This window comes from Thauera sp. 2A1, assembly GCF_009469595.2.
In the GTDB taxonomy this organism is placed as follows: Bacteria; Pseudomonadota; Gammaproteobacteria; order Burkholderiales; family Rhodocyclaceae; genus Thauera.
On record NZ_SSXV01000016.1, the window covers coordinates 49,962 to 65,118 of the forward strand.

Annotated in this window: 12 protein-coding genes; 4 read left to right on the forward strand and 8 right to left on the reverse strand. The window is 66.6% G+C overall.

What is annotated here, in order from left to right:
- Window positions 1–12 precede the first annotated feature (12 nt).
- Together GH664_RS14765 and GH664_RS14770 are read left to right on the forward strand one after the other, a co-directional pair.
- Window positions 13–990, forward strand: a complete 978-nt coding sequence (locus GH664_RS14765) for a flavin reductase family protein (protein ID WP_153168846.1) — start codon at window positions 13–15, stop codon at window positions 988–990.
- Window positions 991–1,049: 59 nt separating this feature from the next.
- The gene (locus GH664_RS14770; protein ID WP_153168847.1) at window positions 1,050–1,823 is read left to right on the forward strand and encodes a glucose 1-dehydrogenase; all 774 of its coding nucleotides are present in this window, start codon (window positions 1,050–1,052) and stop codon (window positions 1,821–1,823) included.
- Between the two features lie 22 nt (window positions 1,824–1,845).
- Here the strand turns inward: GH664_RS14770 and gcvT are convergent, their stop codons facing one another.
- From gcvT to gcvH, 7 genes are all read right to left on the reverse strand, one after another.
- Complete coding sequence (gene gcvT / locus GH664_RS14775) at window positions 1,846–2,976, reverse strand: glycine cleavage system aminomethyltransferase GcvT (RefSeq protein ID WP_153168848.1); 1,131 nt, start codon at window positions 2,974–2,976, stop codon at window positions 1,846–1,848.
- 31 nt (window positions 2,977–3,007) lie between these two features.
- Window positions 3,008–4,387 (reverse strand): L-serine ammonia-lyase, encoded by a 1,380-nt coding sequence (locus tag GH664_RS14780; protein WP_153168849.1) that lies wholly within the window; start codon window positions 4,385–4,387, stop codon window positions 3,008–3,010.
- A gap of 16 nt (window positions 4,388–4,403) precedes the next feature.
- Window positions 4,404–5,657: a serine hydroxymethyltransferase gene (glyA, locus tag GH664_RS14785; RefSeq protein ID WP_153168850.1), complete on the reverse strand. Its 1,254-nt coding sequence runs from the start codon at window positions 5,655–5,657 to the stop codon at window positions 4,404–4,406.
- Window positions 5,658–5,724: 67 nt separating this feature from the next.
- Entirely contained in the window at window positions 5,725–7,116 is a 1,392-nt protein-coding gene (locus GH664_RS14790; RefSeq protein WP_153168851.1) for a sodium:alanine symporter family protein, read from the reverse strand.
- 119 nt (window positions 7,117–7,235) lie between these two features.
- Window positions 7,236–7,766 carry a glycine cleavage system protein R gene (locus GH664_RS14795; RefSeq protein WP_153168852.1) on the reverse strand — a complete coding sequence of 177 codons (531 nt, stop codon included), beginning with the start codon at window positions 7,764–7,766 and terminating at the stop codon, window positions 7,236–7,238.
- A 12-nt stretch (window positions 7,767–7,778) separates the two neighbouring features.
- Window positions 7,779–10,661 carry an aminomethyl-transferring glycine dehydrogenase gene (gene gcvP, locus GH664_RS14800; protein ID WP_153168853.1) on the reverse strand — a complete coding sequence of 961 codons (2,883 nt, stop codon included), beginning with the start codon at window positions 10,659–10,661 and terminating at the stop codon, window positions 7,779–7,781.
- A gap of 29 nt (window positions 10,662–10,690) precedes the next feature.
- Window positions 10,691–11,059, reverse strand: a complete 369-nt coding sequence (gcvH, locus tag GH664_RS14805) for a glycine cleavage system protein GcvH (RefSeq protein ID WP_153168854.1) — start codon at window positions 11,057–11,059, stop codon at window positions 10,691–10,693.
- Between the two features lie 130 nt (window positions 11,060–11,189).
- On the opposite strand from gcvH, the gene GH664_RS14810 reads away from it, so the two are divergent.
- Window positions 11,190–12,041 carry a LysR substrate-binding domain-containing protein gene (locus GH664_RS14810; RefSeq protein ID WP_153168855.1) on the forward strand — a complete coding sequence of 284 codons (852 nt, stop codon included), beginning with the start codon at window positions 11,190–11,192 and terminating at the stop codon, window positions 12,039–12,041.
- Window positions 12,042–12,114: 73 nt separating this feature from the next.
- On the opposite strand, the gene GH664_RS14815 is transcribed toward GH664_RS14810, so the two are convergent.
- Entirely contained in the window at window positions 12,115–13,647 is a 1,533-nt protein-coding gene (locus GH664_RS14815) for a carbohydrate porin (RefSeq protein WP_153168856.1), read from the reverse strand.
- Window positions 13,648–14,108: 461 nt separating this feature from the next.
- On the opposite strand from GH664_RS14815, the gene GH664_RS14820 reads away from it, so the two are divergent.
- Window positions 14,109–15,116, forward strand: coding sequence for a glucokinase (locus GH664_RS14820; RefSeq protein WP_153168857.1), 1,008 nt, complete (start codon window positions 14,109–14,111; stop codon window positions 15,114–15,116).
- The last annotated feature ends 41 nt before the right edge of the window (window positions 15,117–15,157 follow it).

Consider the following 15,157-nt stretch of genomic DNA (forward strand, 5'->3'; position numbering starts at 1 on the left):
GCGAGACACGACATGACGACGCAAAAAGGCTTCGACCCACAGGACTTTCGTGCGGCGCTCGGCACCTTCACCACCGGCGTCACCATCATCACCACGCGCACTGCCGGCGGCGAGGCGATCGGCATCACCGCCAACAGCTTCAACTCCGTCTCGCTCGATCCGCCGCTGGTGCTGTGGAGCCTGGCGAAGAATGCGCGCAGCCTTGAAGCCTTCGCCAGCTCCAAGCACTGGAATGTGCACGTGCTGTCGGCGGATCAGGAAGCGCTGTCCGGCCGCTTCGCGCGCCAGGGCGAGGACAAGTTTGCCGGGCTGGAGCTGGAGGAAGGCGTCAGCAATGCGCCACTGCTCACCGACTGCACCGCGCGCTTCCAGTGCCGGACCGCCTTCAGCTACGACGGCGGGGACCATGTGATCTTCGTCGGCGAGGTACTGGCTTACGATCGCAGCACGCGCCCGCCACTGGTGTACCAGGCGGGCCAGTATGCGCTGGCCGCGCGCAAGCCGCGCGACGAAGTGCGCCTGGGATCCACCCCGCCGCCGGATTGCAGCTACACCGAGGATCTGCTCGGCTATCTGCTCGGCCGCAGCCACTACCAGATGCTGCACGCCTTGCGGCAGTTGCTGAGCACGCAGGCGCTCGACGAGCGTTCGTTCTTCGTCCTGTCTGTCCTTTCGATCCGCGACAGCCTGACGCTGGACGAGATCAATGCCTTCATCGGCTACACCGGGATGCTGGCGACGATCGAGTCGATGAACACACTCGAGGCGCACCGCCTTGTCGCCATCGAGCACGAGCCCGGCAAAGTGCGCTACGTGCTCACCGCCGACGGGCGCGAGGCCTCGCTGCGCCAGATCGCGCTGGCGAAGGCCGTCGAAGAGGACATGGCAAGCCGGCTCGGCCCTGGCGACGCGATGGCGCTGAAGCTGCTGCTCAAGCGCCTGATCGCCAGCAGCGATCCGGGCATGCCCGACCTGTGGGCGCCACGCTGACCACTGTCGCCGCCCCCATCCCGAAACCCGATATCGCACAAACGCGCACAGGAGACTGCATGAACATCATCGACCGCTTCAGGCTGGACAATCAGGTTGCCATCGTCACCGGCGGGGGCCGCGGCATCGGCCGCGCCATCGCGCTGACCTACGCTCAGGCTGGCGCCGATGTGGTGTGTGCAGCGCGTACGCTGGGCGACGTCGAGGCCGTGGCCGAGGAAATCCGCTCGATGGGCCGGCGCGCGATCGCGGTGAGCTGCGACGTCACCGACCTGCCCCAGCTCGGCGGCGTGGTGGACGCGGCGCTGAAGGCCTTCGGCCGCATCACCCACCTGGTGAACAACGCCGGCGGTTCCGGCCCCAACGATCCACTGAAGATGTCCGCCGACAAGTTCGAAGGTGTCTTCCGTTTCAACGTCAGCTCGGCCTACGAACTCACCCGCCTGTGCGTTCCGCACATGCGCGAGAGCGGCGGCGGCAACGTGGTGAACATCACCTCGGGCGCCGCACGCTACGCCCAGCCCTACTTCAGCGCCTATGGCACGGCCAAGGCTGCGCTCACCCAGCTCACCCGCCTGCTCGCGCAGGACTTCGCGCCCGCGGTGCGTGTCAACGCCATCGCCCCCGGCCCGATCATGACCGCAGCGCTCGATCGCGCGCTGCCCGCCAACATGCGCGAAGGCATGATCAACAACACGCCGCTCAAGCGCCTGGGCGAAGTCGAGGACATCGCCGCCGCCGCGCTCTATCTTGCCACCCCGGCCTCGGGCTGGGTCACTGGCAAAGTGATCGAGGTCGACGGCGGCGCCGAATCGAGCGTCTGGCCGGGCTGACCCGCTCCTGCCGCGGCGGATCTCAGCCGCGGTGGTAACGCTGCGGGACGAAAGGCGTGCTGGCGACTTCGACCGGAACCGGCTTGCCGCGCACGATCGCCGACAGGTGCGTGCCCGGCTTGGCGAGGGCGGTTTCGACGTAGCCCATTGCGACCGGCGCTTCCAGCGTCGGGCCGAAGCCGCCGCTGGTGACGATGCCGACCTTGCGCCCTTGCCCGTCAACGATCTCCGCGCCTTCGCGCACCGGCACCCGGGCGTTGGGACGCAGGCCGACGCGCTTGCGCGACACGCCGCCGGCGATCTGGCCGAGGATGACGTCGGCACCGGGGAAGCCGCCGGGGCGCGCGCCGTCTGCGCGACGCACCTTCGACAGTGCCCACAGCAGGCTGCTCTCCACCGGGGTGGTGTTCTGGTCGAGATCATGGCCGTACAGGCATAGGCCCGCCTCGAGTCGCAGCGAGTCGCGCGCACCCAGGCCGATCGGGGCGACTTCGGGCTGGCCCAGCAGCTCCCGCGCAAGCGCGTCGGCCTTGTCCGCCGGCACCGAGATCTCGAAACCATCCTCGCCCGTGTAGCCGGAGCGGCTGATGTAGCATTCCGCACCCGCCAGGGTGACGGTCGCGGTGTTCATGAACACCATCTTTGCCGTTTCCGGCGCAAGACGCGCCATCACCGCGCCAGCGGCCGGGCCCTGCAGCGCGAGCAGCGCGCGGTCTGCCAGCACCTCGACCCGGCAGCGGCCGGAGAGGTGCTTCTGCATGTGCGCGAAGTCCTGCTCCTTGCACGCCGCATTCACCACGACGAACAGCCGGTCGCCGAAATTGGCCACCATGAGGTCGTCCATGACGCCGCCAGCCTCGTTGGTGAAGATGGCGTAGCGCTGCATGCCTTGCGGAAGATCGATGATATCCACCGGCACCAGCGTCTCGAGCGCCGCGGCGGCGTCGGGACCATGCAGAAAGACCTGGCCCATGTGCGACACGTCGAACAGGCCGGCCTGGGTGCGGGTGTGGATGTGCTCCTTGAGGATGCCCGTGGGGTACTGGACGGGCATCTCGTAACCGGCGAAGGGCACCATCTTGGCGCCGAGCGAAACGTGCAGGTCGTAAAGGGGGGTGCGCAGCAGCGGCGCGTCAGAGTGAGTGTCGCTCATCTTTTTTCCTTCGTTACATGACAAAAGATCATCAACATTCGATGACATTCACGGCGAGGCCGCCGCGGGCGGTTTCCTTGTACTTCGTCTTCATGTCCGCACCAGTATCGCGCATGGTCTTGATGACCTTGTCGAGCGACACGAAGTGCTTGCCGTCTCCCCGCAGCGCCATGCGCGCGGCGTTGATCGCCTTGATCGAGCCCATCGCGTTGCGCTCGATGCAGGGCACCTGCACGAGGCCGCCGACCGGGTCGCAGGTGAGGCCCAGATTGTGCTCCATGCCGATCTCGGCGGCGTTCTCGACCTGCTCCGGTGTTCCACCCATCAACTCGGTGAGGGCGCCGGCCGCCATCGAGCAGGCCACGCCCACTTCGCCCTGGCAACCGACCTCCGCGCCCGAGATCGACGCATTTTCCTTGTAAAGAATGCCGATCGCGCCGGCGGTGAGCAGAAACCGGATCACGCCCTCCTCGCTCGCACCGGGAATGAAACGGCTGTAATAGTGCAGCACCGCAGGCACGATGCCGGCCGCGCCGTTGGTCGGCGCGGTGACGACACGGCCGCCCGCGGCATTTTCCTCGTTGACGGCGAGCGCGTACAGGTTGACCCAGTCCATCGTCGTCAGAGGGTCCCGCAGGCTCGCCTCGGGTGCACTGGAGAGCTTGCGGTACATCTCCGCGGCACGCCGCCTGACCTTCAGGCCGCCGGGCATGATGCCCTCCCTCTCGCAGCCGCGACGCACGCACAACTGCATTACGTCCCAGATCCGCAGCAAGCCGGCGCGGGTCTCCGCATCGCTGCGCCAGGCGCGCTCGTTCTCGAGCATCAACTGGCTGATCGACGCATTGCTCGCGCGACAGCGCTCCAGCAGTTCGGCTCCGCTGCGGAAAGGGTGCGCGAGCGGCGTGGTGTCTTGCACGATGCGGTCGGCCCCGGCAGCACTCTCGTCGACCACGAAACCGCCGCCCACCGAGTAATAGACCTTGCTGCGCAGCGTTTCGCCGGCAGCGTCGAAGGCGGTGATTCGCATGCCGTTCGGATGAAAGGGAAGCGACTGGCGGCGGTGCATCACCAGATGATCGCGCTCGACGAAGGCGATCGGATGCTCGCCCGCGAGCAGCAACCGCTGCTCGCCGCGGATGCGCGCCAGCTTGCTGTCGACCTGTTCCGGATCGACCAGGTCGGGCGCCTCCCCTTCCAGACCAAGAAGCACGGCCTTGTCACTGCCGTGCCCCTTGCCCGTTGCCCCGAGGGAACCGAAAAGCTCGGCCTTCACGCTTGCGACGGCACCCAGAAGGCCGGCGTCCTTCAGGCCGTTCACGAACACCTGCGCGGCGCGCATCGGTCCCACCGTATGCGAGGACGAGGGACCGATGCCGATCTTGAACAGGTCGAAAACGCTGATCGCCATGGTCGCGGGCCCCCGCTCAGCGGCCGTAGACCGGGAAGCGGGCGCACACCTCGGTGACCTTCGCGCGCACCGCGTCCACCACCGCCGGATTGTCGATGTCGTCGAGGATGTCGCAGATCCAGCCCGCGAGGTCCCTGACCTCGGCGATGCCGAAGCCGCGCGTGGTCGCCGCCGGCGTGCCGATGCGGATGCCGCTGGTCACGAACGGCGATTGCGGGTCATTGGGCACCGTGTTCTTGTTCACCGTGATGTGCGCCGCACCCAGCGCCGCGTCAGCCGCCTTGCCGGTGATGCCCTTGGCGATCAGGTCCACCAGGAACAGGTGGTCGTCGGTACCGCCCGACACGATCTTGTAGCCGCGTTCGACGAACACGCCGGCCATCGCGCGGGCGTTGGCGATCACCTGCTGCTGGTAGTCCTTGAACTCAGGCTCCAGCGCCTCCTTGAAGGCGACCGCCTTGGCGGCGATGACGTGCATCAGCGGGCCGCCCTGGGTGCCGGGGAACACCATCGAGGCGATCTTCTTCTCGATGTCGGCATTCGCGCGGCCGATGATGATGCCGCCACGCGGACCGCGCAGCGTCTTGTGCGTGGTGCTGGTGACGATGTCGGCGAAGGGCACCGGGTTCGGGTACAGGCCGGCAGCGACGAGCCCGGCGACGTGCGCCATATCGACGAACAGCAGCGCGCCGACCTTGTCGGCGATCGCGCGGAAGCGCGGGAAGTCGAGATGGCGGGCGTAGGCCGAGAAGCCGGCGACGATCATCTTCGGCTTGCATTCGAGCGCCTGCGCTTCGAGCGCGTCGTAGTCGATCACGCCGTCGTCGGTGACGCCATACTGCGCGGCATTGAAGATCTTGCCGGAGAAGTTGACCTTGGCACCATGGGTCAGGTGGCCGCCATGCGCGAGGCTCATGCCGAGGATGGTGTCACCCGGCTGCAACAGCGCGAGATAGACCGCGGCATTCGCCTGCGAGCCCGAGTGCGGCTGCACGTTGGCCCAGTCGGCCGCGAACAGTTGCTTGACGCGGTCGATCGCGAGTTGCTCCACGACGTCGACATGCTCGCAGCCGCCGTAGTAGCGCTTGCCGGGATAGCCCTCGGCGTACTTGTTGGTCAGCACCGAACCTTGCGCCTGGATCACGCGCGGGCTGGCGTAGTTTTCCGACGCGATCAGCTCGATGTGGTCTTCCTGGCGGTGGCGTTCGGCCTCCATCGCGTTCCACAGCGAGGGGTCGAAATCGGCAATCTGCATCTGCTTGTCGAACATGGGGGTCTCCCGAAGTACGTTGGTTGCGGCGGGCGGGGAACGCGGCGCCCCGCCCGTCAGGCGAAGATCAGTAGGTCGAGCGCGCCGGCGCAGTGGAGGCGTCTGCGGCGTCGGCGCCGCCGTTGGCGAAGTATTCGCGGGACAGGCTGACGATGACCGGCGACAGCAGCAGCAGTGAGATCAGGTTGGGGATCGCCATCAGCGCATTGAGCGTGTCCGCCACCAGCCAGGCGAAGTCCAGGCTGAGGGTGGCACCGAAGAACACGGCGATCGTCCAGAGGATGCGGAAGGGCTTTTCGCTCACCGTGCCGACCAGGTATTCCCAGCACTTCTCGCCGTAATAGGCCCAGCCGAGGATGGTGGTGAAGGCGAACACCGCCAGTGAGGCTGCCAGCAGGTACTTGCCCACGCCCGGCATCGCGGCTTCGAAGGCCTGCGAGCTCAGCACCGCACCGGTCGCGCCCGAGGTCCATACGCCGCTGACCATGATCGCCAGGCCGGTCATCGTGCACACGATGATGGTATCGATGAAGGTGCCCATCATGCCGATCAGACCCGAGAACACCGGGTTGCTGGTGGCGCCGGCGGCCTGCGCGATGCCTGCGGTGCCGAGGCCCGCCTCGTTGGAGAAGATGCCGCGGGCAACGCCCTTCTGGATCGCCATCATCACCGTCGAGCCGACGAAGCCGCCGGTTGCCGCGGTGGGGCTGAAGGCCTGGGTGAAGATGGTGGCGAAGGCTTCGGGAATGCGATCGGCGAACACGAAGAGGATGATGGCCACGCACGCGATGTAGCCGATGCACATGAACGGCACCAGCCACTCCGCGACCGCGCCGATGCGCTTGATGCCGCCCAGCACCACCGCACCGGTGAGGATGACCAGCACGACGCCGGTGATCCAGGTTTCGACGCCGAAGGCGTTGTGCACCGCGCTGGCGATGCCGTTGGCCTGCACCATGTTGCCGATGCCGAAGCCCGCCAGGCCACCGAAGATGGCGAACGCCGTCCCGAGCCAGCGCCAGTGCTTGCCGAGGCCGTTCTTGATCGCGTACATCGGACCGCCGGCATGCTCACCCTTGTCGTCGACTTCCCGGTACTTCACCGCCAGCAAGACTTCGCTGTATTTCGTGGCCATGCCCACCAGCGCGGTCATCCACATCCAGAACAGCGCACCAGGGCCGCCGACCGCGATCGCCGACGCGACACCGGCGATGTTGCCGGTGCCGACGGTGGCCGACAGCGCCGTCATCAGCGCGGCGAAGGGAGATATCTCGCCTTCGGCCGCAGCACCGGGCTTGCGGCTCTTCCAGATCATGCGGAAGCCGTAGGGAATCTTGAAAATGGGCATGAAGCCCAGGCGAAGCTGGAGGAACAGACCCGTCCCGAGGATCAGGACGATCATGGGAATGCCCCAGACGAGATCGTTCAGCGTGGTGAAAAACTCATTGAGGAACTGCATGGTGTGTCTCCTTCTTGTCGTTTTGGCGGAAGCCGCCACTCGCGATCATTTTCCTCGCGATTGAACGTGGTACGGCTCTCTTGATGCGTGCCCGCAGGCGCGGGCACGGGTGAATTGCTTCAGCCCTGCGCAGCGGCTTCCAGCTTGAGATCGACCATCAGCTCGTTCGCCAGCGCCTCCAGTGCGGCCTGCAGGTCGGCGGGCGCGGCCGACGCCGACAGGTGCGCCTCGATGCTGGCGCGGAACAGCGGCTCGCCGCTGAACGAGGCGCTCTCGCACATGGTTTCCATGCGCTCGATGCTGGCGCCGTGGCGCGCGAGCACCGACGAGATCTCGCGCACGATCCCCGGCCGGTCGTGGCCGAGGAGTTCGAGCTTCAGGCTGCGCAGGCTGGCGCCGGCAGCCTGGGCGACACCGCGCTCGATGGTCAGGCGCAGGCCCTGCACCTCGAGTTCGCGCAACGACGCCTCGAGCTTGCCGGCCTCCGACTCGGCGATCTCGAGCCGCACGATGCCGGCAAAGTGGCCGGCAAGCTGCGCCATGCTGCTCTCGAGCCAGTTTGCCCCGGCCGCCGCGGCGCGGTCGGCGATGGCATTGACGAGCCCCGGACGGTCGGCGCCGATCAGGGTGATGACGAGAAATGCGTTCATGGGTGCTGCTCCTCAGGCCTGTTCGTAATCGGACATCGGCGGGCAGGCGCACACCAGGTTGCGGTCGCCATACACGTTGTCCACCCGGCCGACCGGCGACCAGTACTTGTTCGCCCGCAGGCTGGCGAGCGGATAGACCGCCTGCTCGCGGCTGTAGGGATGCGTCCACTCGCCGACCACGGCCGCGGCGGTGTGCGGCGCGTTGACCAGCGGGTTGTCCCCGGCGTCGAACTCGCCGCTGGCGACCTTGGCGATCTCCTCGCGGATCGCGATCATCGCGTCGCAGAAGCGGTCGAGCTCGGCCTTCGACTCGCTCTCGGTCGGCTCGATCATCAGCGTGCCGGGCACCGGGAAGGACATCGTCGGCGCGTGGAAGCCGTAGTCGATCAGGCGCTTGGCGACGTCATCCACGCTGATGCCGGTGCTGTCCTTCAGCGGGCGCAGGTCGATGATGCATTCGTGCGCCACCATGCCGTTCTCGCCGCGGTACAGCACCGGGTAATGCGCATCGAGGCGCGTCGCGATGTAGTTGGCGTTGAGGATCGCCATCACGGTCGCGTCACGCAGACCGTCGCGGCCCATCAGCGTGATGTAGGTCCAGGTGATGGGCAGGATGCTGGCGCTGCCCCACGGCGCGGCCGACACCGCGCCGCCGCCCCTCAGGCCGGTCACGCCGTGCCCGGGCAGGAAGGGCGCGAGGTGCGACTTGACGCCGATCGGGCCGACGCCCGGTCCGCCGCCGCCGTGCGGGATGCAGAAGGTCTTGTGCAGGTTCAGGTGCGACACGTCGCCGCCGAACTTGCCCGGGCCGCACAGGCCGACCATCGCGTTCATGTTGGCGCCGTCGATATACACCTGGCCACCGTGGGCATGCACGATCTCGGTGATCTCGCGCACCGCGGTCTCGAACACGCCGTGCGTCGAGGGATAGGTGATCATGATCGCGGCGAGCTTGTCGGCATGCTGCGCCGCCTTCGCCTTCAGGTCGCCGACATCGACGTTGCCGTTGTCGTCGCAGGCCACCACCACCACGCGCATGCCCGCCATCTGGGCGGTGGCCGGGTTGGTACCGTGGGCCGAGCTCGGGATCAGGCACACGTCGCGATGCGCTTCCCCACGGCTCGCGTGCCAGCCGCGGATCGCCAGCAGGCCGGCGTATTCGCCCTGCGAGCCGGCATTGGGCTGCAGCGACACCGCGTCGTAGCCGGTGCAGGCGCACAGCATCTGCTCCAGTTCGGCAGTCAGTTGCGCATAGCCCTGAGCCTGGTCCGCAGGTGCGAAGGGATGGATGCCGCCGAATTCGCGCCAGGTGACGGGAATCATCTCGGTGGTGGCGTTCAGCTTCATCGTGCACGAGCCGAGCGGGATCATCGTGCGGTCGAGCGCGAGGTCCTTGTCGGCAAGCGCGCGCAGGTAGCGCAGCATCTTGGTTTCCGAGCGGTGCGCACGGAACACCGGATGGGTCAGGTAGCCGGAAGTGCGCAGCAGCGATTGCGGCAGGGCTTCGGGTGCGAGGCCGTCGACGAGGTCGAAGGCGGGCGTTTCCGCGCCGTTCGCGAACACGGCCCACAGCGCCTCGACGTCGGCGCGGGTCGTCGTCTCGTCGAGCGAGATGCCGACTGTGCGGCCGTCGATCTCGCGCAGGTTCATCCCGCGCGCGCGGGCTGCGGCATGCACCGCAGCGGCGTCGGCCACGCTGACGCTCAGCGTGTCGAAGAAGCGCTCGCTCACCACCGTCACGCCGAGGCGGCGCAGACCCGCTGCCAGCGTCGCCGTCAGGCGATTCACGCGGCGTGCGATCGTCTTCAAGCCGTCCGCGCCGTGCCAGCAGGCATAGAGACTGGCCATGATCGCCAGCAGGACCTGCGCGGTACAGATGTTGCTAGTCGCCTTCTCGCGGCGAATGTGCTGCTCACGCGTCTGCATCGCCAGCCGGTAAGCCTTGTCGCCATGACTGTCGATCGACACGCCGACCACCCTCCCCGGCATCACGCGCTTGTGCGCGTCCAGGGTGGCGAAATAGGCTGCGTGCGGGCCGCCGAAGCCCAGCGGCACGCCGAAGCGCTGCGTGGTGCCGATCGCGACGTCGGCACCGAATTCACCCGGCGGCTTCAGCAAGGTCAGCGCCAGCAGATCGGCGGCGACCACCACCAGCGCCTTCTTGGCGTGCGCGGCGGCGACGATCCCGGCGTAGTCGATCACTTCGCCGGTCGTCGCCGGGTACTGCAGCAGCACACCGAAGAACTCGTGCGCGTCAAGCTCGGTCGCCGGGTTGCCGACGATCACTTCGAAGCCCAGCGGTTCGGCGCGGGTACGCACCACCTCGATCGTCTGCGGATGACAGTCGCTCGACACGAAGAAGGCCTTCGCCGGGTTCTTCGACAGGCGCTGGCAGAACGCCATCGCTTCCGCGGCGGCAGTCGCCTCGTCGAGCAGCGAGGCATTGGCGATCTCCATGCCGGTGAGATCCGTCACCATGGTCTGGAAGTTCAGCAGCGCTTCCAGCCGACCCTGAGAAATTTCCGGCTGATACGGCGTGTACGCGGTGTACCAGGCCGGATTCTCCAGCACGTTGCGCAGCACGACAGGCGGCGTGTGGCAATCGTAGTAGCCCGTGCCGATGAAGGAACGGAACACCCGGTTCTTTTCCGCGATTTCGCGCAGCATCGCAAGCGCATCCGCTTCGGTGCGGCTCTCTGGGAGGGAAAGGGGCGATGCCGACCGGATGGATGCGGGAATCACCCGGTCGACGAGTTGATCGAGCGAATCGAGGCCGAGGGCGTGCAGCATCGCACGCGTTTCGCTCTCGTCCGGGCCGATGTGGCGGCCGACGAAGTCGTCGCGCTGTTCGAGGTGCGCGAGCGTCGCGGAAAGGTGGGTGTCGTTCATGTTCATGGCGTGGGCAGCGGGCGGAAGAAGGACGATCAGGCGGTCAGCTTGTCGTAGGCAGCCTGCTCGAGGAGCCCCGAGACTGCGGCCGGATCATCAAGGCGAATGCGGATGAACCAGCCGGCGCCGAGCGGATCCTCGTTTACCGTCGCCGGCGCATCGGCCAGCGCGGTGTTCACTTCCACCACCGTGCCGGCGAGCGGCATCTTCAGTTCGCCGGCGGCCTTCACCGACTCGATCACGGCCGCCTCGTCGCCGGCGGCGAAATGCGCATCGACTTCCGGCAGTTGCACGAAGACAATGTCGCCCAGCGCATTTTGCGCGTAGTCGGTGATGCCGACCGTTGCGACGCCGCCCTCGACGCGCAGCCATTCGTGGTCTTCGGTGAATTTCAGGGTGCTCATGCTGTCTCCTTGGGGCTCTACGGTTGACGGGGCTGACGTTCGATGTTGCGCGAGCATCCTAAGGCGATCATTCCATTTGCGGATTTGATAACTGAAATCAAATCATTAATATTTGAAATGTCACGAAGCCATGGCCAACATCCCGACCGATCTGTTGAGAACCTTCGTCAAGGTGGTGGATCTGGGCAGCTTCACCCGTGCCGCCGACGCGGTGGGACGGACGCAGTCGGCCATCAGCCTGCAGGTGCGGCGCCTGGAGGAACTGCTCGACGTACCGCTTTTCGTGCGCGGCACGCATCGGGTGAGGCTCACCGACGAAGGCGAGATTCTCGCCGGCTATGCCCGACGCATCCTCGCCCTAAACGACGAGGCGGTGAGCAGCCTGCAGCGGCCCAAGGTGGCCGGCATCGTGCGGCTGGGCGCACCACATGAGTACACCGCGTCGTTGTTGCCGGTGATCCTCGGCAAGTTTGCCCAGTCACATCCGGGCGTCATGCTGGAAGTGACGTGCGACCTGAGCAAGAACCTGCTCGCGAGGCAGCAGAAGGGCGAGTTCGATCTCGTCATCGCCTTGCACGATGACCCGAATGATGCGCATGGCATCAAGATGCTCACGGAACCGCTGGTGTGGATCACCGATCCGGACCACACCAGCCACGCACAGCAGCCGCTGTCGCTGGTCATCGCCCCGCCTCCCTGCATCTATCGCAACCGCGTGCTGCAGGCGCTCGGCCGGCTCTCCCTGCCCTGGCGCATCGTCTACACCAGTTCGAGCTACAGCGGCCTCATCGCCGCGGTGCGCGCCGGCCTGGGCGTCACCCTGCTCGCTGGCAGCACCGTGCCCGAAGGCGTGCGCAAGCTCGACGAGCGCGACGGTTTTCCGGCCATGGGCGAACTCGACGTGCGGCTGCACATGAGTGACGAGAACGCGACCGAGGCCGCACGCTGCCTCGCGGATTACGTCGCCGCAAGCCTGGCCTGAGGGCTGCCGCCCTCCTCTCCGAGCGGTTCGGAGGCGCGCCCTCGCGCCCTGATATGCAGCAGCTCCCGACGCCTCAGAACCACACTTCCATCTGCGCGCCCATCAGCCACTTGCTGCTGCCGGTGAAGGTCGTGTTGCCGAAGCCGACCTTGTCGCTGCTGTCGTAACTGAAGCCGTTCAGGTCTTTGTCCCAGTGCAGGTAACTGCCGAACACGCGCAGTTCGGGGCGGCCGAAGAGACCGAGGCTCTGGTCGAGCTTGAATGTGGGCGCAACCGTCAGCTTGTAGAAATTGCCCGATGCCGACGAATGGGTGCTGTCCAGGTCCATGTACTGGACGCTGCCTTCGTACTGCATCGAGAAGTTCCTGTTGATGACGTTGTTCAGGCGCACGTTGAATGTCGCCCACTTGTACTCGTCGCCCGGGTTGAAACGATCCTTGCTCACTTCGGCCATCACCGCCGGCGCGATCTGCCAGTTCGGCGCCAGATCCGTCACGCCCATCGTGAACACGCGCACCGCCATGGCATCGTTGGTCAGCGTGGCGTCGGCCCCGATACGCTTGACCTCGGCACCCAGGCCGTGGCCGTACAACACCCCGCTCTTCGACACGCCCTTCGCCAGCCCGTAGAAGGACGGTTCGTGATAGGCCAGCATGCCGTGGTAGCCGGCAGTGGCGCGACCGGTGAGCACGTTGCCGTCGCTGTCGATGAACGTGCCGTTGTTGGGCGCGCGGACTCCGCTCAGCATGAGCTGCCAGTTGCCGAAGTAGTTGTTGAGCGTGGTGATGTAGCTCTTGCCGCGGACCTTGTCGCTCTCGCTGTCGGCATCGCGGTTGAGGAAGTCGCGACCGTACACCGTCAGGTTGGTTTTCCACTCCGGCGTCACCTGCACGTCGTACACTCCGGCGCCCGTTCCCGACAGGAAGATGACATCGCTGTCGATGAAGTGGACGCTGAAGTTCTCCCTGTCGAAGCGCTTGCCCGCCCACAGCGTCGCGTTCTCCAGCGCCGTGCCCTTGAAGGCCGCCAACCCGCCCATTTCGGCATACAGGTGACGCACGTTGACGCCGTTCTCGCCTGCCGTCCAGTCGTTGTTGCTGCTGGCGCCGTCGGCCAGCATGAACTGGAAGCGCGCCCAGCTGCCATCGTCGGCGCGGAAGTTCTTCGCCAGCTTGGCTTCCACATAGGTGTCGCTCTCCAGGCCCAGACGCCCGACCGCGCCACCCAGCCGGCCCGCCGGAGTGATGTAGGGGCCGACCCCCTTGGTGGTGAACATGTTGCTGCTCGACAGCGTTCCGGCGCGCGCATAGGCACCGAATTCGAACGAAGCGGCCGTTTCGGCCACTTTCTCGTTGAGCGCGGCCTGCTTGCTGGCCGCCTCCTTTGCCGCCGCTGCGGCGGTATCGGCCTGCTGCGCCACGCCGCTCGCCTGCTCGGCCGTGGTGGTCGCCTGTTGCACCAGCGCGGTCACCCTGCCGAGTTGTTCCTCGAGCCTGGCGATGCGCGCTTCCAGTTCCTCAACCCGTTGCGGCTTGCCGGTCTCGGCGGCGGCCAGCCCGCAATAGCCGATTGCGATGCCGAGGGCGACAGCGGTCTTCGTGAACATCTGGTGTCTCCGTTTGTGTTTGTGGTCGATGCAGTCCCGGGCGAATGAGGGGAGGCATGCGTGGATGCGACGACATGCCTGGCGATCAAGGTTCGCGCGAGATGCGTCAAATTGTAGGAATGCTACATTTTCTGCGCAAGCACTTTGTAGCTTTCTTTCTTCTTCATTTCAGGCATCCGAGCTCGCGCTTCGCAGCTTCTCCTCGTCTTAATCGGCAATCCAGACCATCGAGACACAACATGAACACCGGATCAGCACTCAGAAGCCGGGCTATTCTGTTTGTTTCTTTCCTTCTTATTGCCCGAACGATCGAGGCGTTCCTTGAGCCCCCTGCGCACCCGGACGGCGTCCGGTCGAGCCGGGAACTGGATCGCCCCCGCGCCGCCCGTGGCAAAGTAGCGGGGAGCACCGGCCTCCCGCCCGGCCATGACCGAAAACCGCAACGATCCGAGGACGCCGACATGCATTCCGGCTCTTTTCGTACCGCAGACACCTTCCCGCGCCTGGTCGGCGACATCGGTGGCACCAACGCGCGCTTCGCCCTGATCCTCGCGCCGGGCGGCGACTTGCAGGCTGTCCGCACCCTGCCCTGCGCCGGCTTTCCCGGCCCGGCCGAAGCAATCGAGCACTATCTCGCCAGCAGCGGGCTTCCGCGCCCACGCTGCGGTGCGTTCGGCGTCGCCACCCCGGTCGACGGCGACCTCGTGCGCATGACCAATCACGAATGGGCGTTCTCCATCCGCGCGTTGCGCGACACCCTGGGCCTCGAGCGCCTGGCTGTGCTCAACGACTTCACTGCGCTGGCGCTGGCGCTGCCTGGCCTCAGCGCGACGGACCTGCTGCAGGTGGGAGGCGGCGAGCCGGTCGCGCGGCACGCCATCGGCCTGATCGGCGCAGGCACCGGGCTGGGCGTGTCGGGCCTCGTTCCGTGCGCTGACGACTATGTGCCACTGGACAGTGAAGGCGGACATGTCACGCTTGCCGCCAGCGATGTGCACGAGGCGGAACTGCTTGCCTGGCTGGCCACGCGCCATGGGCATGTGTCGGCGGAACGCGTGCTGTCGGGTCCGGGCCTCGTTGCGCTGCACCAGGCACATGCAGCGATCCGCGGCGCTCCCGCCGAACCACTGACCGCGGCGGAGATCACCGCGAGCGCGCTGTCGGGACGCTCGCCGTCGTGCGTCGCAACGCTTGAGAGTTTCTGCGCCTTCCTGGGAACGGTCGCGTCGGATCTCGCACTCACCCTGGGCGCGCGCGGCGGCATCTACATCGGCGGCGGCATCGTGCCGCGCCTGGGCGAATTCTTCGACAGCTCGCGCTTCCGCGAACGCTTCGAGGCCAAGGGGCGCTACAGCAATTACCTCGCCGCGATTCCGACCTTCGTCATTCGCGCGCCCTACGCCGCGCTTGCGGGCGCTGCGCGGGCACTCGATCGCACGCTTTCTTCCTCCGCTGCACGCGTCGACTGACTCGGCACACCTGCCCTTCGCACCTTTGCGCATCTGAAAGG